The organism is Pseudomonas mediterranea CFBP 5447 (genome assembly GCF_000774145.1).
Taxonomy (GTDB): Bacteria; Pseudomonadota; Gammaproteobacteria; order Pseudomonadales; family Pseudomonadaceae; genus Aquipseudomonas; species Aquipseudomonas mediterranea.
Genome location: NZ_KN322986.1, coordinates 461,754 through 482,452, shown reverse-complemented (window position 1 = coordinate 482,452; position 20,699 = coordinate 461,754). Strand labels below are relative to the sequence as shown.

Sequence of the window (20,699 nt, the reverse complement as noted above, 5' to 3'; positions counted from 1 at the left end):
GAGCCTTAAATGACCGACTATAAAGCCACGCTAAACCTTCCGGACACCGCCTTCCCGATGAAGGCCGGCCTGCCTCAGCGCGAACCACAGATTCTGCAGCGTTGGGACAGCATTGGCCTGTACGGAAAGTTGCGCGAAATTGGCAAGGATCGTCCGAAGTTCGTCCTGCACGACGGCCCTCCCTACGCCAACGGCACCATTCACATCGGTCACGCGCTGAACAAGATTCTCAAGGACATGATCATCCGCTCCAAGACCCTGTCGGGTTTTGACGCGCCGTATGTCCCGGGCTGGGATTGCCACGGCCTGCCGATCGAGCACAAGGTGGAAGTGACCCACGGCAAGAACCTGGGCGCGGACAAGACCCGCGAGCTGTGCCGTGCCTACGCCACCGAGCAGATCGAAGGGCAGAAGTCCGAATTCATCCGCCTCGGCGTGCTGGGCGACTTCGCCAACCCCTACAAGACCATGGACTTCAAGAACGAAGCCGGCGAAATCCGTGCCCTGGCGAAAATCGTCGAGGGTGGCTTCGTGTTCAAGGGGCTCAAGCCGGTGAACTGGTGCTTCGATTGCGGTTCGGCCCTGGCCGAGGCGGAAGTCGAGTACGAGAACAAGAAGTCGTCGACCATCGACGTGGCGTTCCCGATTGCCGATGAAGACAAGCTCGCCGCCGCTTTCGGCCTGGGCAAGCTGGCCAAGCCGGCCGCCATCGTGATCTGGACCACCACCCCGTGGACCATCCCGGCCAACCAGGCGCTGAACGTCCACCCGGAGTTCAACTACGCGCTGGTCGATGTGGGCGACAAGCTGCTGGTACTGGCCGAAGAACTGGTCGAGTCCTGCCTGTCCCGCTACGGCCTCGAAGGCTCGGTGCTGGCGACCGCGCCAGGCTCGGCGCTGGAACTGATCAACTTCCGTCACCCGTTCTATGACCGCCTGTCGCCGGTGTACCTGGCCGACTACGTGGAGCTGGGCGCAGGCACCGGCGTGGTTCACTCCGCGCCAGCCTATGGCGTCGACGACTTCGTGACCTGCAAGAAATACGGCATGGTCAACGATGACATCCTCAACCCGGTCCAGAGCAACGGCGTCTATGTACCGTCCCTGGAGTTCTTTGGCGGCCAGTTCATCTGGAAAGCCAACCCGGCCATCGTCGACAAGCTGACCGAAGTCGGTGCACTGCTGCACACCACTGTCATCGAACACAGCTACATGCACTGCTGGCGCCACAAGACGCCGCTGATCTACCGCGCCACCGCGCAGTGGTTCATCGGCATGGACAAGCAGCCTGCCAGCGGCGACACCCTGCGTCAGCGTTCGCTCAAGGCCATCGAGGACACCCAGTTCGTCCCGGCCTGGGGCCAGGCGCGCCTGCACTCGATGATCGCCAACCGTCCGGACTGGTGCATCTCCCGCCAGCGCAACTGGGGCGTGCCGATCCCGTTCTTCCTGAACAAGGAGAGCGGCGAGCTGCACCCGCGTACCGTCGAACTGATGGAAGCCGTTGCCAAGCGCGTCGAAGTCGAAGGTATCGAAGCCTGGTTCAAGATGGACGCCGCCGAGCTGCTGGGCGACGAAGCGCCGCTGTACGACAAGATCAGCGACACCCTGGACGTCTGGTTCGACTCCGGCACCACCCATTGGCACGTGCTGCGCGGTTCGCACCCGATGGGCCATGAGAACGGCCCGCGCGCCGACCTGTACCTGGAAGGTTCGGACCAGCACCGTGGTTGGTTCCACTCGTCGCTGCTGACCGGTTGCGCCATCGACAACCACGCGCCGTACCGCGAATTGCTGACCCACGGTTTCACCGTCGACGAGGCCGGCCGCAAGATGTCCAAGTCCCTGGGCAACGTGATCGCGCCGCAGAAAGTCAACGATACCCTGGGCGCCGACATCATGCGCCTGTGGGTCGCCTCCACCGACTACTCGGGCGAGATGGCGGTTTCCGAGCAGATCCTGCAGCGCAGCGCGGACGCCTACCGGCGTATCCGTAATACCGCGCGCTTCCTGCTGTCGAACCTGACCGGCTTCAACCCGGCCACCGACCTGCTGCCGGCCGAAGACATGCTGGCCCTGGACCGCTGGGCCGTGGACCGTACCCTGCTGCTGCAACGCGAGCTGCAGGAACACTACGGCGAATACCGCTTCTGGAACGTCTACTCGAAGATCCACAACTTCTGCGTGCAGGAGCTGGGTGGTTTCTACCTCGACATCATCAAGGATCGCCAGTACACCACCGGCGCCAACAGCAAGGCACGCCGCTCGTGCCAGACCGCGCTGTTCCATATCAGCGAGGCGCTGGTGCGCTGGATCGCGCCGATCCTGGCGTTCACCGCCGACGAGCTGTGGGAATACCTGCCGGGCGAGCGCAACGAATCGGTGATGCTCAACACCTGGTACGAGGGCCTGACCGAATTGCCGCAAGGCTTCGAGCTGGACCGTGCCTACTGGGACCGGATCATGGCGGTCAAGGCTGCGGTCAACAAGGAAATGGAAATCCAGCGCGCGGCCAAGGCCGTCGGTGGCAACCTGCAGGCCGAAGTGACCCTCTACGCCGAGGAGGCCCTGAGCGGCGACCTGGCCAAGCTGGGCAACGAACTGCGCTTCGTGCTGATCACCTCCACCGCCAGTGTCGCGCCGTTGGCGCAGGCCCCGGCCGATGCCGTGGTGACCGAAGTCGCCGGGCTGAAGCTCAAGGTGGTCAAGTCGAGCTTCGTCAAGTGCGCCCGTTGCTGGCACTGCCGCGAAGACGTCGGCGTGAACCCGGAACATCCGGAAATCTGCGGGCGTTGTGTCGACAACATCAGCGGCACCGGTGAGGTTCGCCACTATGCCTAACGCAGCGGGCCGTTTCGGACGGCTGGGCTGGCTCTGGTTGAGCGTGCTGGTCCTGGTCATCGACCAGACCAGCAAGTTCTACTTCGAAGGCTCGCTGACCCTGTACCAGCAGATCGTGGTCATCCCCGATTACTTCAGCTGGACCCTGGCCTACAACACCGGTGCGGCATTCAGCTTCCTGGCCGATAGCTCGGGCTGGCAGCGCTGGCTGTTCGCCCTGATCGCCGTGGTGGTCAGCGCAGTGCTGGTGGTCTGGCTCAAGCGCCTGGGCCGCGACGAAACCTGGCTGGCCGTGGCGCTGGCGCTGGTGCTCGGCGGCGCCCTGGGCAATCTCTATGACCGCATTGCCCTGGGCCACGTGATCGATTTCATCCTGGTGCATTGGCAGAACCGCTGGTATTTCCCGGCGTTCAACTTCGCTGACAGCGCCATTACCGTGGGCGCCATCATGCTCGCCCTGGACATGTTCAAGAGCAAGAAAACCGGAGAAGCCGTCCATGACTGAGCAGCGTATCGCTCAAAACACCGAAGTGAAGCTGCACTTCGCCCTGCACCTGGAAAACGGCGACACCGTCGACAGCACCTTCGACAAGGCGCCGGCCGTGTTCAAGGTGGGCGACGGTAACCTGTTGCCAGGCTTCGAGGCGGCGATCTTCGGGTTCAAGGCCGGCGACAAGCGCACCGTGGTCGTGACACCGGAAAACGCCTTTGGTCAGCCCAACCCGCAAAACGTGCAGACCATGCCACGCTCGCAGTTCCAGGACATGGAGCTGTCCGAGGGCTTGCTGGTGATCTTCAACGACGCGGCCAATACCGAGTTGCCGGGTGTGGTGAAGGCTTTTGACGACGCCCAGGTGACCGTGGACTTCAATCACCCGCTGGCGGGCAAGACCTTGAACTTCGAAGTGGAAATCCTCGAGGTCAAGGCGGTTTAAGGTTTAACGGGCAATTACTGCTCTCACACTACCTGTGGGAGCGAGCCTGCTCGCGATGGCTGAGTCACAATCGCTACCGAGGTGACTGATCCACTGCATCGCGAGCAGGCTCGCTCCCACAGACACGAGGCACAGCATGCAAATCAAACTCGCCAACCCCCGTGGCTTCTGCGCCGGTGTGGACCGGGCGATCGAAATCGTCAACCGCGCCCTGGAAGTCTTCGGGCCGCCGATCTATGTGCGTCACGAAGTGGTCCACAATAAATTCGTCGTCGAAGACCTGCGCAGCCGCGGGGCCATTTTCGTCGAGGAACTGGACCAGGTGCCGGACGACGTCATCGTGATCTTCAGTGCCCACGGGGTTTCCCAGGCGGTGCGCACCGAAGCGGCGGGGCGTGGTCTCAAGGTGTTCGACGCGACCTGCCCCTTGGTGACCAAGGTACACATCGAAGTGGCGCGCTACAGCCGCGACGGACGTGAATGCATCCTGATCGGCCACGAAGGGCACCCGGAAGTCGAAGGCACCATGGGCCAGTACGACGCCAGCAATGGCGGCGCGATCTACCTGGTGGAGGACGAGGAGGACGTGGCTGCCTTGCAGGTGCGCAATCCGGAAAAACTCGCCTTCGTCACCCAGACCACCCTGTCCATGGACGATACCAGCCGGGTGATCGATGCGTTGCGTACGCGCTTCCCAGCCATTGGCGGCCCGCGCAAGGACGATATCTGCTACGCCACCCAGAATCGCCAGGACGCGGTCAAGCAACTGGCCGACGAGTGCGATGTCGTGTTGGTGGTCGGCAGCCCGAACAGCTCCAACTCCAATCGCCTGCGTGAACTGGCCGAACGCATGGGAACGCCGGCCTACCTGATCGACGGTGCCGAGGACATGCAGCGCGGCTGGTTCGACGGCGTCGAGCACATTGGCATTACCGCGGGTGCTTCCGCGCCGGAAGTCCTGGTGCGTGGTGTGATCCAGCAGTTGCAGACCTGGGGTGCCATCGGTGCCGATGAGCTGGCCGGCCGGGAGGAAAACATCACGTTCTCCATGCCCAAGGAACTACGCGTCCGTTCCCTGCTTTAAGCGCCTTTCGCACAGGGCCTGCGCACTTTCCTCGCTGCGCAGGCTGACGCGACCGGTGGGTGACAGCACCACCTGGTGATGACTGATAGGTTGGTGCCGGGCACACACGTGCAAGGTACCCGCCTGAAAGGCGCCACTGGGTAGCAGTGCCGCGCCATGGCCGGCGAACGTTACCCGGTGCTTCACCGGCCAGTTACCCACCACCCGGGTGCGATTGCTGCGCTGTTCCAGCAATGTCCGGTCATCGTCGTCCAACCTGATCTGCCACCCTTGGCTCCAATCGTTGTCTATCCCTTGAATGGTCACTGTCCGGTTGCGGGTGATGGCTTCGCTGCGGGCGCTGCGCAAACCGCTGGCCAACCGTTGCGCGGTGTCATGGCGTTCAGTGGATTCCGCCAGCACCTTGAAGCTTGAGCTCGCCCACGGCAGAACAATTGCGACAATCGCCAGTCCCATGAGCAGTTCGATCAGGCTGAATCCCTGTTGGGGCATGGTGTCTCCTCCCTGGAGAGTGTGGAGTGGTCCTTAAGGACTTGAGGATCTCATTGTGGCGAGGGAGCTTGCTCCCGCTCGGGCGCGTAGCGGCCGTTATTTTTGGGGCCGCTGCGCAGCCCAGCGGGAGCAAGCTCCCTCGCCACAAGGCAAGTGCCAATGGTTTGTTCTAGCGTTACAGAAGCAGGTATAGCCGACGGCAACGGAGGGCATCGATGGATCTTCGTACAAAAGGTTTCACGCTGATCGAGGTGCTGGTAGCCCTTGGCGTACTGCTGATCCTCATCACGATGGCGGTGCCAGCGTTCACCGGCTCGATGCAGGGCACCAAGGCGGATACCGAGATCGGCGATCTGCGCCGGGCCTTGAACTTTGCCCGCATGGAAGCGATCGACCGGGGTGTCACCACGCGCATTCGTCCCACCGCCCAGGGCAGCGTCTGGAGCGGCGAATTGACGGTGTACGACAGTACTGGCAATCCGGCCAATGTATTGCGGGTTGTTCCCGCGATGAGCAGTGGTGCGACTCTGACGCTAACCTCAGAGGTGACCAACATTGATTTCAACAACCTGGGTGGGTTATCGGCACCGGCCACCCCGGTGAGCTTCAATTATGTGCGGGGAACGCAGAGCCGGACGCTGAGCGTTTGCCTCAATGGACGAATCGTATTGGGTGGAAGTTGCGGATGAAGGGTTGCGGTAGAAGGCCACAGGAGGGCATGACACTGATTGAAGTGCTGGTGGCGGTGCTGATTCTCGGCGTGGGTCTGCTGGGGGCGGCGATGATCCAGCTCAATGCCTTGAAGTACACCGACAGCTCGCGCATGACCAGCCAGGCCAGCTTCATCGCCTACGACATGCTGGACCGTATCCGCGCCAATTCCGGCGCGGACTACACCGTGGCGCCACCCAGTTCACCCAACCTCAACGTGACCCGGGACCAGGACCTCTACGACTTCAAGACCAACATCACCAGTTTCGGCGGCGCCACGGCCACCGGCACCATCGCGCTGAACCAGCGGGTCTACACCATCACCATATCCTGGGACGATGCCCGGGCTGCCAACACCAGCAATGCGGCCGATGCCCGGCGCAGTTTCGTGCTGACCAGCCGCGCCGCTGTCGATCCGGTGGCGACGCCATGAACAAGCGCTGCCGGGGCTTCGGCCTGATCGAGTTGATGATCGCGCTGGTCATCAGTCTCATCGTGGTCCTGGGCGTGGTGCAGATCTTCATCGCCGCCAAGAACACCTACATCAGCCAGAGTGCGGCGGCGGTGATGCAGGAGGACGCGCGCTTTGCCCTGAGCAAGATGGTCCAGGAGATTCGCATGGTGGGGATGTTCGGTTGCTTGGGCAGCATCACCGACGCGTCCTCGGCAGGGGACTTCAATGCCAGCCAGATCACGCCGATCCGCTGGGACAACGCCAACCAGAAAATGACCCTGGTGACGACGGATGTGGGCAACAGTGGCGGCGTGCCGACCTGGACCGTCCTGTCCGACTGCCGCACCACGGCCACGGCCTATACCGGTGCGCGGGCTCCCGCGGCCGGGCAGTTGGCGTTTCCGGTGCGTCGGTTGATCTACAGCTTCAGCAACAACCAGTTGTCGATGGGCACCGGGGCCGGCAATCCGACCCTGGCGGTGCTGGTGGACAACGTCCGCACGTTCAACGTGACCTTCGGCGTGGCTGGCAGCTCGACGGACGTCGCGGCTTCGAGCTACAGCAGCAACCCGCCTGATCCGGCACTGATCCGCAGCGTGCGCCTGACACTGACGCTCTTCGATCCGAAGAACAACGTGCGCGACCAGACCTTCAACGTGGTTGCCGCTTTGCGCAACCGGCTCTTGTGAGGGGACGATTGATGAGATCGAGATCCTTCGGGCAGCGTCAGCGCGGCATGGCATTGCTGGTCAGCCTGGTTTTCCTGCTGCTGCTCACGCTGATCGGTCTGTCGTCGATGCAAAGCGCCACCCTCCAGGAAAAGATGACCAGCAGCATCATGCTGCGTAACCAGTCGTTCCAGATGGCCGAGGCGGCGCTGAGAATGGGCGAGAACGCCGTGCAAGTCGAAACCTACACGCTGGCGGTCTGTACCACTGCGACCCAATGTGCGCCACCGGCGGAATCCGCTACGTTGACGGGGGCTGGACGAAATTCGTCGTCAGGGGTCACCTGGGTCGCCGCCGCTGGCGGGTTTTATGGTGTGCAGAATATTGGTACCACACTCGCGGCGGTCAATGTGCCGAACGGTACCTCGGCGACGCTGTACCGGATCACGGCGGTGGCGGTGGTGGGGAACAACCAGCGCAGCGTAGTGGAGAGCATCTATGCGAAATATTGAGGCTCGCCGTGGCTGGAGGCAGGCGCTGTGGGGGGTATTGCTCAGCCTTTATCTGACGGCCCCGGTCTATGGGTTCACGCCTTCGGATTCGCCGTTGTTGAGCGCGGCGGCGGTGACACCGAACGTGATGCTGCTGATCGATGATTCGGGGAGTATGAACAACATCATCTGGGCGGCTGGGTTTGATCCTGCGGCGACGCAAGCGCGTACGTTTGCATGCAGTTCCAGTAGCAACTGTAACGACAGGTATGAACTGGACCTGGACGACTCGAATATTCTGTTATTGAGCCTGCTGCGCGGTGGTTGCTCGTCTGGCTGGTACGGTTTTTATCGTTCGAGCATTGGCAGGGTCTGTCTTCGTCTTCCAGATCCTGTGGGCGGTGGCAATACCCGTTACACCGCCAGGTACCTGGCCTATCTGGTGACATTGGCCAACGGTTCGAGCCGGGACTTCACCACGGGCACGATTCCCACCGACTACCGGATAAACGTGGCGCGTGACGTTTCCAACGACCTGGTCGCCAATAACCGCGCCTTGCGCATCGGTCTTGCCACGTTCAATCCACCCAACAGCAGCAACTCAGGGCCAGGCGGTTACATCGCCCGGGCCATCAGCGACCTCTCGCCCGTCAGCGGCAGCGTCACCCAGACCCAGGCCAACGCCAACTACAGCGCCCTGATCTCCGCCATCAACGCCCTGGGTGCCGTCGCGAATACACCGCTGGCCGAGAGTTACTACGAGGTAACCCGCTACTTCCGGGGCATGGCGCCGTACTACAACGGCACGCCCAGTACCTATACCAGCCCGATCCAGTACCGCTGCCAGAAAAACTTCGGCGTGGTGATCACCGATGGCTTGCCCACCTTTGACCGGACATTCCCCTCCAACGACCCGCTGGGCGGATCCCGCTTGCCCAACTGGGATGGCATCAGCACCAACGACGGCGACAACCCCAATGGTGACGGCGAGGGCGACACGCTGTACCTGGATGACATCGCCAAATTCGCCTTCGACATCGACATGCGCTCCACCGGCACCGATGCCACCGGCAAGAGCTGGGACACCACGGATTTCCCCCGGCAGTACCTCAATACCTACACCGTTGGCTTTACTGCGACCAATCAAATGCTGTCCGACGCCGCTCGCTATGGCGCAGGCAAGTATTACCAGGCCACCGACAGCGAGGGCTTGAGCTCGGCCCTGACATCGGCCCTGAGCGACATCACCTCCAAGGCCGGGTCGGGGGGCGGCGGCACCACCAACGGTGCGACGCTGTCCAGCACCTCCAGCTTCTACCAGACCACCTACGACCCCAAGGACTGGCGCGGCACTATCCGGGCGTTCGGCTTCACCTCGGCAGGCACGGTCAACAGGGCTGCGGTGCAATGGACCACCGACACCGCCATTGTCCCCGGCGCCACGGCGCCGCTTTATCAATCGTGGAACACCGCGACCAATGCGCCGGTGACCCTGGCCTACGGCAACTTTTCAACGGCACAGCAAACCACCCTCAACCAGAACCTGCCCACGGGAATTACCGGGAACGATCTGGTGGAATGGAGCAAGGGCACCAACAAAACCGGCTTGAAGGTGCGCAGTGCGCTGTTGGGGGACATCATCAACTCGCCGCTGGTGCTGGCCTCGCCCAATGACCAGACCGCCGCGGACCTGCTGAACGACACCAGCTACAGCACGTACCTGGCGACCAAGGCGACGGCCATGAACACCAGCCTCGTGGTGAACGCCAACGATGGCTTCTTCAGCGTCATCAACGCTGCCAACGGCACGCGGCGTTACGCCTATATGCCTTCGAGCGTGTTGCCAGGGCTGGATGACATCGCGAGTACCAATTACATCAACGGGGTGAGCCACAAATTCCTGGTGGATGGTCAGATTGGTGTATTCGATACGCAATCGGGCAGTGCCTGGAAAACCGTGGCCGTAGGCGGGACCGGGGCCGGGGGCAGGACGTTCTTTGCGGTGCAACTGTTCGATGCGGCGGCCGGCAATACGCTTCGGGCGTTGTGGGAAATCAGTGCGCCGACCGTTGCCAATACGGCCAATACCTTCAATGACCTGGGCTATGCCTATGCCCGTCCTGAAGTCGCCCGGCTGGCGGACGGTCGTTGGGCGGCGTTCATCTCCAATGGCTACGGCAGCAACAGCGGCGTGGCAGCATTGTATGTGGTGGATATCCGTGACGGTTCGCTGATCCGCAAGATCGTCATCAACAGCAGCGAGACCGACAATGGCTTGTCGTCGGTCAAGCTTCGGGTCAATTCCCAGAATGTGGTGCAAGCGGCCTACGGTGGCGACTTGAAAGGACGGATGTGGAAATTCGATCTCAGCGGCACGTCCCCGACTACCTGGGGCCTGGCGTTTGCCGGCCAGCCATTGTTCACCGCGTCCGGCGGAGCGACCCAGCCCATCACCGTTCAACCGCTGCTGGCGGACAATCCCCAAGGTGGGGTCCAGGTCTTTTTCGGTACCGGTAAATTCAACGAGGCAACGGACAAGCTCAACAAGGACCTGCAGGGGTTCTATTCGGTCTGGGACGCCACCGGTGGCGCTGGGCAGATCACGGTGTCGAGCCTGCAGGCCCAGTCGATCACCGGCGTATTCTCGGGCAGCACGGGGCAATTCGTGACCACCAGCCAGACCGACGTGACTTACCCTGCGAAAAAGGGCTGGTACCTGCCCCTGGTGTACAACAACGCACTGAACGGGGAGCGGGTGATCAACCCGGCCAACCTGGTGCTTGGGCGCGTTGTCTTTACCACGGCCGCCGTGGACACCACCGACCCATGCGCCAGTTTCGGGACCGGCAAGCTGATCGAAGTGGATGCGTTCAGCGGTAAGATGCTCAACTATGCAGTGCTCGACACCAACGGTGACGGCAAGCTCAACAGCCTCGACACGATCTCCGCCGGGGTGGTGTTCACCGGCGGTATCCCGACCTTGAGTGCCGTCGTCAGTGCCAACGGAGCCACCAACATGGTTGTGAACGATTCCGGTGGCGGTATCACCGACCTGCTGAGCAAATCCGTTGGCGGCAGTCGTCGCGTCATGTGGCGACAAATACAGTGAGAGGCAAGGACATGCACAGAACCAACCGGGGCTTCACCTTGATCGAAATCATGATCGTGATCGCGATCATCGGTATCGTGATCACCGTCGGCTATCCGAGCCTGACCGAATACATGAAAAAAGGCCGACGTGCTGAAATTGCCGGGTTGTTGTCGGAACAGGCGCAGATCCTTGAGCGTTACTATTCGAAGAACAACGTCTATACCAACGCGACCGGGCTGAGCAATGGGAACGATTTCTATACCATCAACCGGACGCTGGCGGACCAGAGCTTTACCCTGACCGCGGTACGCAGAAGTGGCTCATCCATGGCGACGGACAAGTGCGGTGATTTCACCATCAACAACACTGGCGTGCGTAGCATGATCAACGCCGCTTCCGGGCTGACCACCAAGGATTGCTGGGGGCGCTGAGTCTCCTTTTCCGGGCGCTGTGTCGCGCCTTTCAGTCTTATGAGTCGAATCAATACATGACCAGGCAACAGCAAGTGGTGATTGTCGGCGGCGGAGTCATTGGCCTGCTGACGGCGTTCAATCTGGCGTCCGAAGGGCAACGTGTGGTGCTGCTGGAGCGTGCCAGTGTCGGCCAGGAGTCGTCCTGGGCCGGTGGCGGCATCGTTTCGCCGTTGTACCCATGGCGCTACAGCCCGGCGGTCACGGCGCTGGCGCATTGGTCGCAGGATTTCTATCCACAGTTGGGCCAGCGTTTGTTCGCGGCCACGGGTATCGATCCGCAGGTGCATGTCACCGGGCTGTATTGGCTGGACCTGGACGATCAGGACGAAGCGCTGGCCTGGGCGGCTCGGGAAGGGCGGCCGTTGCGGCCTGTGGATATTTCGGCGGTCCACGATGCGGTGCCGGTGTTGGGCGCCGGCTTCTCCCGGGCGATCCACATGGCTGACGTGGCGAACGTGCGCAATCCCCGGTTGGTGAAGTCCCTCAAGGCTGCGTTGCTGGCGCTGCCCGGGGTCACGCTGCATGAGCAATGCGAGGTCAGTGGCTTCATTCTCGACGGCGGGCGTGTCGTGGGGGTGGACAGCTCGGCCGGGGCGATTCGTGGCGATCAGGTGGTGCTGGCTGCCGGGGCCTGGAGCGGAGAGTTGCTCAAGACCCTGGGCCTGAAGTTGCCGGTCGAGCCGGTCAAGGGCCAGATGATCCTGTACAAGTGTGCTTCGGACTTCCTGTCGAGCATGGTCCTGGCCAAGGGCCGTTATGCGATTCCGCGGCGTGACGGGCATATCCTGGTGGGCAGCACCCTGGAGCGCGAAGGCTTCGACAAGACCCCGACCGATGCGGCGTTGGAGAGCCTGAAGGCTTCCGCGCAGCAACTGATTCCGGCGCTGGCGGAGGCTGAGTTGGTCGGGCATTGGGCCGGGCTGCGGCCTGGGTCGCCGGCGGGTATTCCTTATATCGGCGAGGTGCCGGGGTTTGCGGGGCTTTGGTTGAATTGTGGGCATTATCGCAATGGGTTGGTGTTGGCGCCGGCTTCGTGTCAGTTGTTTACGGATGTGATGTTGGGGCGTGAGCCGGTGATTGATCCTGCGCCTTATGCGCCGGCGGGGCGGATGTAGAGTCTTCCGGATGCAATCCATTGTGGGAGCGAGCCTGCTCGCGATGGCGGGCTCGCGGTTGGTCACGGTTTTTGGTCGAGTACATATCCATTGCTGCGGTAACGGCTGCTTATGGTTCCGCCCTTACGGCGGCTTACTTTCTTTCAAACGCCAAAGAAAGTAAGCAAAGAACGCTTGGCCCCACCACTCGGCACCTCGCCAAGGCGAGGTGTTCCCTCACTCCGGCATTGCTCCGTGGGCCCGCCGCGAAGGGCCATCCATGGCCCAGCGCGACTAACCCGGCATCCATGCCGGGTTGCCCACTACACAATGCCTGCGTTCGGCCGTCGTGGCTAACGGGGCCCGAAAAGCAAAAGCAAAAGCGAGTCGGCCTTATAGCCGACTTGTCTCTTTCGGCTGTACGCCGATCCACTGTGGGAGCGGGCTTGCCCGCTCCCACATTTTGGGCCTGTGTCGACCGCAATATCCGCGACAACCTCAATCCCCTGTGGGAGCGAGCCTGCTCGCGATGGCGCCAGTCCTGCCGAGATTACCCCGCCGCCGTCTCCTGCGCTTCCAGACGATCCAGCGCCCGCTCCACCAGCAACTGAACCCCATCGGCCATGCGACTGATCGCCAGGGCGATGCAGCGGCGTGAGTCGTCGACGTCATCGGCCAGGTCGGCGGCGATGGTGCTGATTGATTGCAGGTCTTCGGAGGCGTTGGCCAGCAGGGTTTCGGTGTCGATGTGGGGGGCGACGATGAAGAGCTGGTGCTTGTCGGCTTCAGGCGGGGAGGGTGGTGGGTTGAGGTAGTAATCGAGGGCGCGGGTGGCGGCGTCTTCGTGTTTTTTGGCTTCGAGGGCTTCGATGCGGGACTTTGCCGGGTTCGGCGGATTCGGAGTTACTTTGAACATAGTGAATATCCTGAGAGGTGGAGCCGACACCCTTCGTTTGCACTCGAAGGGGTGGCGGCTGTGCGTAGGTGTGCAAGACCGGTCTCAGGAACCCGGCAGACCCGAAGGTCTCCCACGCGCAGCCGCCATAAAAGCCTGCGAGCATAGAAAAATGCTCGACGAATAGCCATAAACGAATGCGCCCTGAGACGGACTTGCACGTCCGTGTCACCGTTTTTTTGCGATGACGAACAAAGGTTATCGGTGCCTCGGCCCACTGCCTAGTTCATGAACAGCCCGGCGTTTTGCAGGAAATATCCGAAACGGCTGACGAAAATGAAAGCCTAGGCATCTATCTGTCAGACGTGACTTAGTAGTCATCTTGCAGGAAAAACTATTCATCTTCCATTAAAGCGACCCGATGATGGCGTTTGGCCGAAGAATCGCTAAACTGCGCCAGCCATTCATCTTTCTTCGAGACGTTGCCCATGAAATTTCGTTTCCTGCTGTGGATGCTGGGCTTGCTGATGGGCAAGGCCAGTCGGACCAACCCGGCGTTCCAGCAACAATTGGGCGACAAGGAACTGGTGTTCCAGCTGCAAACCCTGGATGGCAAGGTCGCCCGGCATTTCACCGTGAAAAATCAGCGCATCACCAGCCACTCCGGCACTTACCCAACCCCGGCCTTTGCCATTGCCTTCAAGGACGCCGCCTACGGCTTCGCCACGATGCAGGCCAAGAACAAGCAATTGGCGTTCATGAACGGGATTCAGGACAAGTCGATCCAGATCAAGGGCAACCCGGCGCTGGTGATCTGGTTCCAGGGGCTGATGCGGTATCTGAAGCCGAAGAAGGCCAAGCCCGGGGCTTGAATGCTTTGGCTTGATAGGCCAGAAATCTGGCTTCCGATGACTGTTTGCCTGTTATTTCCTACAGGTGCAGGGCGGCCCGTTTAGGCGCTTCATCAAGCTTGATACTTGATGGAGCAACAATCATGGCTCGATCCATTCCTATAAGCGCGGGTACCTTGGACCCGACCTTTGCCAACGGTGGCGTGCTGACGCTGCCGACCGCCGAATTCACCGGGTATTACACGAAAGCCATCTTGCCGCTGGCCGAAAACAAACTGCTGATCGCCATGCACCTACCGAGATTACCCGCCGCTATTGGCCTGGGGAAAGTGAACGAGGATGGGACCATCGATATGGGGTTTGGTGGAGCCGGAACAGGCTTGGTGGAGTTCTCCAAAAAAGGCTCGGATCTGGATGTCTACCAACTCCGCGGCCTGAGCGATGGTGGATGGCTGGTGATCGGTCAGTTTTCATCGATCGATCATGGCGGCGCTTATGTATTGCGGTACTTGCAGGATGGGCGCCTGGATACCCTCTTTGGTGAGGGCGGTGTGCGCTTGCTTCCGTATCGTAATGAGCCAGCGGGTGGAGAGATGGTCGATGGGCCGGTGATTTCCACGGGGGCTGCGCAATCTTCGAACAACAATGGCGTCTCTGTGGTTGTGCAGACGGATGGAAAGATCGTCCTGCCCAGTTGGGTAGAGGATGACCCGTCACAAGGGCAATGGGCGGTGTTTCGTCTTAACCCGGATGGCACGAATGACGACACGTTCAACGGGAGTGGATTCGCAGTGATCGAACTCCCGGGTGTTGTCCGTACCCCTATCAGTGTCAGAAATGTGGTCATTCAAGCAGATGGCAAGGTGCTGGTTTCCGGGGAATATATCCAAGACACCGCGGCTTCCCGAGGTGTTTATGTGCTGCGCTTGGATGCAACGGGGCGTCTCGACAGCAGTTTCAACGGTGGCGTCGGCGTTGTCACACTCCCGGATTCCAATGCCATTCATGCCAATGCAATGGCGCTCAGAGGAAGTGACGGCGCGATTGTCGTTGCAGGGGATATTTGGCGCGACCAACACCGCCATGGACTGATGTTCGTATTAACCAGCGGTGGGTTCTTCGATTTCTCGTTCAATAGCGGCCAGCCATTGTTCTCCAGGTTAGTGCCTCAGGGGCATGACTGGCATCGCTGCGCATGGCAGGCAGACGGTTCCATCCTTGTCGCGGGCACGACCGGCAGAGGGGTGGTTGAAGCAGGGGCGTCGGCGCTGACGGCGCGTTTGCGCGCTGATGGTTCGCTGGACCCCACCTTCGGTGGCGGTGGCTTTGTGCTTTTTGACGAAGACGGCCGGCATGAGACTGTCGAGGATATGGCGCTGATGCCGGATGGACGCATCGTCGTTGGCGGTTTTGCCTGGCTGGACCACCCAGGTTCGCCCATGATCGGTGGAAGCTGGATCATTCGCTATCTGGCTTGAGTGATCGCGTGGCCTAACAGGCCTGTGCTTTATTGCCAAACAGTCATCTGAACTGTCATTCCTGACAGGTGCGAACAGGTCTGTTTGAGCGCTCCATGAAGAGGTAAACATCTCAGGAGCGCGAGCCATGACTCAACCAACGCACACCGCAACAGCAGGCACTCTGGATCCGAGTTTTGCCGATGAGGGGGTATTGAAGTTCCCGATACCCGAAATATCTGGCTTCTATACGCAAGCCATTCTGACGTTACCCAATAAACAAATACTCCTCAGCCTGGAGTTGTCAGGAGGACTTGGCAGCCCTACCGTGATAGCGAGACTGAATGAGAATGGTTCGCTCGACACTGACTTTGGTGGAAACGGATCTGGTCTCGTTGAGATTCGTATAGGCATGGAAGATGCCAGGCAGGATGTCAGGAACATCTACAGACTGAGCGATGGCGGCTGGCTGGTCATGGGCTCGTACAGCAAGTCCCCCAATTCGGGCCTCTATCTCGTGCGCTATCGTGAGGATTGGCAGTTGGATGAATCCTTCGGGGAAAAAGGCGTGCGCCTGGTTCCTTACGCCACCATGGGTAATCCCCGCTATGTCGGGCTAGACGGGGAGGCACTTGAATCGAGTGACGAAGATTCCTCCACGGGGGCGCCACGAGCCTCGGGTAATAAAGGAGCCACGGCGCTACAGCAATTGAATGGAAAGATCTTTTTAACCCACGTAGTTACAACCAAATCTGGCCAGATAAAAGGGATTGTGCTGCGTCTTAACTCCGATGGTTCAAACGACTACACGTTCAACGAGCTAGGCTTTGCGATTATCGAACTCGAAGGCATTGATTATCGGCACAACTTTACCGAATCTGTAGCCGTCCAGATGGATGGCAAGGTGCTGGTCGGTGGTCTTTTTTATTTAGGCGATCAGAATGGCGGAGGGGTGTATGTGACGCGTTTCGACGCCATGGGGCGCCTCGATAGAAGCTTCAATGGCGGGACAGTGACCGTTCGCAACGCTATCGGTAGTCACTTGAGGACTATTGAAATAAGAGAGGCTGACGGCAGCATTGTTGCGGCAGGCGACGCGATGCGCGATGGTGCTCGCAATGGAATGATGTTCGTTCTAACCGAGGGTGGTTTCTTCGATTTCAACTTCAACCGCGGACAGCCATTGTTCTCCAGGTTAGTGCCTCAAGGCATGGAATGGTGGCGTTGTGTATTGCTGGCGGATGGTTCGATCATCGCCTCCGGAACTACCGGCAACGGGTTCGCCACCGAAGACGCGAAGGTGCTGACTGCGCGCCTTCTTCCTGACGGCTCCCTGGATCCGACGTTCAACGGCAACGGTTTTACTGTTTTCGACGAAGAAGTGACGTTTGAAAGTATGCAGGACATGACCATGATGGCAGACGGGCGGATCATTGAGTGCGGATTAAATTGGGTAGAAACGGATTTCGCGCCTGGCATAGCGGGTGGTTGGGTGATTCGCTATCTGGCTTGAGCCACGAGGAAAAAGCAGGTCAATATTTGTGGCGAGGGAACAAGCTCCCTCGCCACAAAAGCTTGGTGACGCAGTGACCCGGCGTAGTCTTCAACCATGAAACTGCGAAGCCAACTCCCGCAACAACACTTCAGCCTCCAGCACCTTACTCACCACGTCGTTGGCCTTCTCCCGCGTCAAGCCCACACGCTCGAGCAGCGCATCGGGGATTTCTTCGTCCGGGCCGGAGCCGACGCTACGGGCCCGCAGCAGGCGCACGGCCAGGCAGACCAGGTTCGGGTAGGCGGCGTATTCGCCGTCGTAGTGCGGGTCGTGCTGGAAGCGCAGGGCGGTGGCCAGTTCGTCGGGCATGTCCCAGTAGCGCATCAGCCAGGCGCCGATCTGTTCGCGGCTGATGCCCAGCAGGTGCTGTTCCACGTAGCTGTGACACAGGTGCGGGTTGACCTCCAGGTGGCGGCAGATCAACGAAAAGTGCGGTGGGAACACGTGGGCCAGCAGCAAGTAGCCGAAATTGTGCAGCAGGCCGGACAGGTACGTCAGGCCACCTTCCGGGCGCTGGGCACGGGGCATGGCCCGGGTCAGGCCTTCGATGACGGCGGCGGTGTAGATCGATTGCTGCCAGTACGGTGTGGCGTGTTGCGGGTGGTCCTTGGGCAGGCTCAGGGTCTTGCCCAGGGCCAGGCCCAGCGCCAGGTTGATCACCAGGTCGAAGCCCAGCACCCGGACGATGGCATCTTCCACCGAACGGATCTTGCCCGGCGAGGCGTAGTAGGGCGACGCGGCCCAGCTCACCACCTGCGCGGCCAGGGCCGGGTCGGTTTCGACGACACCGGTGATGTCATCGATGGTGGCGTCGGGGTCGACCCGCAGCTTGATGATTTTCTGCGCGGTTTCCGCCAGTGGCGGGATCTCGATGGTTTCTTCCAGCCGTTGCTGGATCCGGCGCGCGGTGAAGGCCTGCACAGCCTGGGTGATTTCCGCGCGGTCGTCGTGCGGGCGGTCCAGGTTGGGGGTGATATTGCTGATGGGCTCGCCAAATGTCGCGGCGCTGGCCTTGGTGAGCATGCTCTTGAAGGCCTCGCTGGTGACTTCCAGCAGCACCCCCGGCTCGCCCGAATGGAGCAGCAGCTTCGGCTCGCGCAGCAGGCTTTCTTCGTACAGGCACGGCGAACTGGTCAGTGCCGGCAGGCCGGGCAGCAGGCTCAGATTGTGTTTGCCGAGCATGCGCTCCAGGCGTTCGGTCGGTACCGCCGTGAGTTTGCGGCCGGTGAGTTCGGCCAGGCGGTTGAGGTCCAGCAGCTGGCTTTGTGGAAACAGCACCATGAGCGCGCCGACGGCGTCGTGCAGCAGAACCGCCTGCACCTTGCGGGCGGGGTTCAGGCTCGGTCGCTCGATCACTTCGTCAAAGCCGATGCCTAATTTCTCGAGCAACTGCCGAATCACTGACGGAGCGTGCGGAATTTCGGGGGCGAGGGCAGCTTCAGTCATGGTCTGTATCCGTTTTCCTACAAGTGCAGCAGTATAACCAGCTTGCTGACGCAGGTGCGCCCGGAAACTGCGAGCGTGCTCACACTTGGCCGTATTGCTGCCCGTGGCGCAGCCAGCGGTCCAGCAGTGGGCTGACGTGGTCGGGCCAGCGTTCCAGCAGAGCCTGGGCGGCGTCGCGTACCGCAGGAAGCAGATCGGCGTCGCGCATCAGGTCGGCTACCTTGAATTGAAGCAGACCCGTCTGGCGCGTGCCGAGCATTTCACCGGGGCCGCGCAATTCGAGGTCTTTTTCGGCGATGACGAAGCCGTCATTGGTTTCACGCATGATGCCCAGGCGCTGACGGCCGATCTGCGACAGCGGCGGGTGATACAGCAGCACGCAATGACTGGCGGCGCTGCCCCGGCCAACCCGACCGCGTAGCTGGTGCAGCTGCGCGAGGCCCAGGCGCTCGGGGTTTTCGATGATCATCAGGCTGGCATTGGGCACGTCCACACCGACTTCGATCACCGTGGTGGCGACCAGCAATTGCAGGGCGCCGGCCTTGAACTCAGCCATGACGGCGGCCTTCTCGGCGGGTTTCATGCGCCCGTGGATCAACCCGACCTTCAACTCACCGAGGGCGGCGGTGAGGTCTTCATAGGTGCTCTGCGCGGCCTGACAGGTCAGCTCTTCGGATTCCTCGATCAACGTGCACACCCAGTAGGCCTGCCGCCCCTCGGCGCAGGCGCTGCGCACCCGTTCGATCACTTCGACCCGCCGGGTGTCGGTGACCAGCACGGTATTGACCGGGGTACGTCCGGGGGGCAGTTCGTCGAGAATCGACGTGTCGAGGTCGGCGTAGGCGCTCATGGCCAGGGTCCGCGGAATCGGCGTGGCGGTCATGATCAGTTGATGCGGGCACATGCGCCCGCCCACGCCTTTCTGGCGCAGGGCCAGGCGTTGTTGCACGCCGAAGCGGTGCTGTTCGTCGATGATCACCAGGGCCAGGTTCTTGAACTGCACTTCGTCCTGGAACAGCGCATGGGTGCCCACCACCATCGGCGCGCCTTCGGCGATCTGCGCCAGGGCGGCGGTGCGGTTCTTGCCCTTGAGCTTGCCGGCCAGCCAGGCGACCTCGATGCCCAAGGGTTCGAGCCAGCGCTGGAAGGTGATGAAATGCTGTTCGGCGAGGATCTCGGTAGGCGCCATCAGCGCCACCTGGTAACCGGCCTCCAGGGCCTGGAGCGCGGCGAGGGCGGCGACCACGGTCTTGCCGGCGCCTACGTCGCCCTGGATCAGCCGCAGCATCGGCTCGGGTTGGCTCAGGTCGTAGGCGATTTCGTTGCCGACCCGTTGCTGGGCACCAGTGGGCGTGAAGCCCAGGTTGGCCAGGTAGCGCGCCGGCAAATCCCGGGCCTTGGGCATGGCCGGAGCGCGCAGCGAACGCAGGCTTTCACGCAGGCGTTGTTGCGACAGTTGATGGGTCAGCAGTTCTTCGAAGGCCAGCCGGTGCTGGGCCCAGTGATGACCGAGGGCCAGCTCCTCGACATCGGCATCGGCCGGCGGATGGTGCAGGTAGCGGATCGCATCGGCCAGCGGCGCCAGTTGATAGTCCCGGGCCAGTTCCTTGGGCAGCCAGTCGGGCAGGCTGCTGGGGCCCAACAGGGTCAGGGTCTGCTGGCAGAGCTGGCGCAGGCGTTGCTGGGTCAGGCCTTCGGTGAGCGGATAGACCGGGGTCAGGGTTTCGTCCACCGGCGGCGGTTCGTCGCCAGTGATGGCGCGGTATTCCGGGTGATAGATCTCCAGCCCCGACGCACCGGGCCGCGCCTCGCCGTAGCAGCGCACGCGGGTGCCGCGCTTGAGGCCTTCCTTCTGCGCATTGCTGAAGTGATAGAAGCGCAGGCTGAGCCCGCCGGTGCCGTCCTGCAGGCGCACCACCAGGCTGCGCCGGCGGCCCATGACCACGTCGGCGCCACTGACGGTGCCTTCGATCACCGCGTCCTGCCCCGGCCGCAAATGGCCGATGGGCACCACGCGGGTGCGGTCCTGGTAACGCAACGGCAGGTGGAACAACACGTCCTGGAGGTTTTCCAGACCGACCTTGGCCAGTTTCTCGGCCATGGCTTCACCGACACCCTTGAGGGTCGTGACCGGTACCTTGGACAGCTCAGTCATGGCCGA

General features: G+C 61.4%; 18 protein-coding genes. 14 read left to right on the top strand and 4 right to left on the bottom strand.

The window, feature by feature from the left end; genetic code table 11:
* Positions 1 to 9: 9 nt before the first annotated feature.
* The 4 genes from ileS to ispH all read left to right on the top strand — a co-directional run bounded on the left by ileS (position 10) and on the right by ispH (position 4,860).
* Positions 10 to 2,841, top strand: a complete 2,832-nt coding sequence (ileS, locus tag N005_RS19055) for an isoleucine--tRNA ligase (RefSeq protein WP_047702612.1) — start codon at positions 10 to 12, stop codon at positions 2,839 to 2,841.
* A complete protein-coding gene (gene lspA / locus N005_RS19050; protein WP_047702611.1) occupies positions 2,834 to 3,346 on the top strand; it encodes a signal peptidase II in 513 nt (170 codons plus the stop codon). Before ileS ends, lspA begins: the two co-directional genes overlap by 8 nt.
* Positions 3,339 to 3,776 carry an FKBP-type peptidyl-prolyl cis-trans isomerase gene (gene fkpB, locus N005_RS19045; RefSeq protein WP_047702610.1) on the top strand — a complete coding sequence of 146 codons (438 nt, stop codon included), beginning with the start codon at positions 3,339 to 3,341 and terminating at the stop codon, positions 3,774 to 3,776. The genes lspA and fkpB overlap by 8 nt, the downstream gene beginning before the upstream one ends.
* Positions 3,777 to 3,912: 136 nt before the next feature.
* Positions 3,913 to 4,860, top strand: coding sequence for a 4-hydroxy-3-methylbut-2-enyl diphosphate reductase (ispH, locus tag N005_RS19040; protein ID WP_047702609.1), 948 nt, complete (start codon positions 3,913 to 3,915; stop codon positions 4,858 to 4,860).
* Here ispH and N005_RS19035 read toward each other — a convergent pair.
* Positions 4,837 to 5,352, bottom strand: coding sequence for a GspH/FimT family pseudopilin (locus tag N005_RS19035; protein WP_047702608.1), 516 nt, complete (start codon positions 5,350 to 5,352; stop codon positions 4,837 to 4,839). The two genes, ispH and N005_RS19035, sit on opposite strands and share 24 nt — an antisense overlap.
* 215 nt (positions 5,353 to 5,567) lie before the next feature.
* Here N005_RS19035 and N005_RS19030 point away from each other — a divergent pair, with 215 nt between their 5' ends.
* The 7 genes from N005_RS19030 to thiO are packed head-to-tail and all read left to right on the top strand — an operon-like array spanning position 5,568 to position 12,355.
* Entirely contained in the window at positions 5,568 to 6,041 is a 474-nt protein-coding gene (locus N005_RS19030; RefSeq protein ID WP_047702607.1) for a GspH/FimT family pseudopilin, read from the top strand.
* On the top strand, positions 6,038 to 6,496 hold the full coding sequence (pilV, locus tag N005_RS19025; protein ID WP_047702606.1) for a type IV pilus modification protein PilV: 459 nt from the start codon (positions 6,038 to 6,040) through the stop codon (positions 6,494 to 6,496). Before N005_RS19030 ends, pilV begins: the two co-directional genes overlap by 4 nt.
* Positions 6,493 to 7,206, top strand: a complete 714-nt coding sequence (locus tag N005_RS19020) for a PilW family protein (protein ID WP_047702605.1) — start codon at positions 6,493 to 6,495, stop codon at positions 7,204 to 7,206. The genes pilV and N005_RS19020 overlap by 4 nt, the downstream gene beginning before the upstream one ends.
* 11 nt (positions 7,207 to 7,217) lie before the next feature.
* Positions 7,218 to 7,697, top strand: a complete 480-nt coding sequence (locus N005_RS19015; protein WP_047702604.1) for a pilus assembly PilX family protein — start codon at positions 7,218 to 7,220, stop codon at positions 7,695 to 7,697.
* Complete coding sequence (locus N005_RS19010; protein ID WP_047702603.1) at positions 7,684 to 10,785, top strand: pilus assembly protein; 3,102 nt, start codon at positions 7,684 to 7,686, stop codon at positions 10,783 to 10,785. Before N005_RS19015 ends, N005_RS19010 begins: the two co-directional genes overlap by 14 nt.
* Before the next feature lie 11 nt (positions 10,786 to 10,796).
* A complete protein-coding gene (locus N005_RS19005; protein ID WP_047702602.1) occupies positions 10,797 to 11,198 on the top strand; it encodes a type IV pilin protein in 402 nt (133 codons plus the stop codon).
* Between the two features lie 56 nt (positions 11,199 to 11,254).
* Positions 11,255 to 12,355 carry a glycine oxidase ThiO gene (thiO, locus tag N005_RS19000; RefSeq protein ID WP_047702601.1) on the top strand — a complete coding sequence of 367 codons (1,101 nt, stop codon included), beginning with the start codon at positions 11,255 to 11,257 and terminating at the stop codon, positions 12,353 to 12,355.
* 529 nt (positions 12,356 to 12,884) lie between these two features.
* Here the strand turns inward: thiO and N005_RS18995 are convergent.
* Entirely contained in the window at positions 12,885 to 13,250 is a 366-nt protein-coding gene (locus N005_RS18995; protein ID WP_047702600.1) for a DUF6124 family protein, read from the bottom strand.
* A 467-nt stretch (positions 13,251 to 13,717) separates the two neighbouring features.
* Between N005_RS18995 and N005_RS18990 the strand changes: the two genes are divergently transcribed.
* From N005_RS18990 to N005_RS18980, 3 genes are all read left to right on the top strand, one after another.
* The gene (locus tag N005_RS18990) at positions 13,718 to 14,101 is read left to right on the top strand and encodes a helicase (protein WP_047702599.1); all 384 of its coding nucleotides are present in this window, start codon (positions 13,718 to 13,720) and stop codon (positions 14,099 to 14,101) included.
* A gap of 122 nt (positions 14,102 to 14,223) precedes the next feature.
* Positions 14,224 to 15,558 (top strand): NHL repeat-containing protein, encoded by a 1,335-nt coding sequence (locus N005_RS18985; RefSeq protein WP_047702598.1) that lies wholly within the window; start codon positions 14,224 to 14,226, stop codon positions 15,556 to 15,558.
* Between the two features lie 127 nt (positions 15,559 to 15,685).
* Positions 15,686 to 17,050 carry an NHL repeat-containing protein gene (locus tag N005_RS18980; RefSeq protein WP_052126413.1) on the top strand — a complete coding sequence of 455 codons (1,365 nt, stop codon included), beginning with the start codon at positions 15,686 to 15,688 and terminating at the stop codon, positions 17,048 to 17,050.
* A 90-nt stretch (positions 17,051 to 17,140) separates the two neighbouring features.
* Here the strand turns inward: N005_RS18980 and N005_RS18975 are convergent, their stop codons facing one another.
* Together N005_RS18975 and recG are read right to left on the bottom strand one after the other, a co-directional pair.
* Positions 17,141 to 18,538, bottom strand: a complete 1,398-nt coding sequence (locus tag N005_RS18975) for an aminoacyl-tRNA deacylase and HDOD domain-containing protein (RefSeq protein WP_047702597.1) — start codon at positions 18,536 to 18,538, stop codon at positions 17,141 to 17,143.
* Between the two features lie 79 nt (positions 18,539 to 18,617).
* Entirely contained in the window at positions 18,618 to 20,693 is a 2,076-nt protein-coding gene (gene recG / locus N005_RS18970) for an ATP-dependent DNA helicase RecG (protein WP_047702596.1), read from the bottom strand.
* Between the last annotated feature and the right edge of the window lie 6 nt (positions 20,694 to 20,699).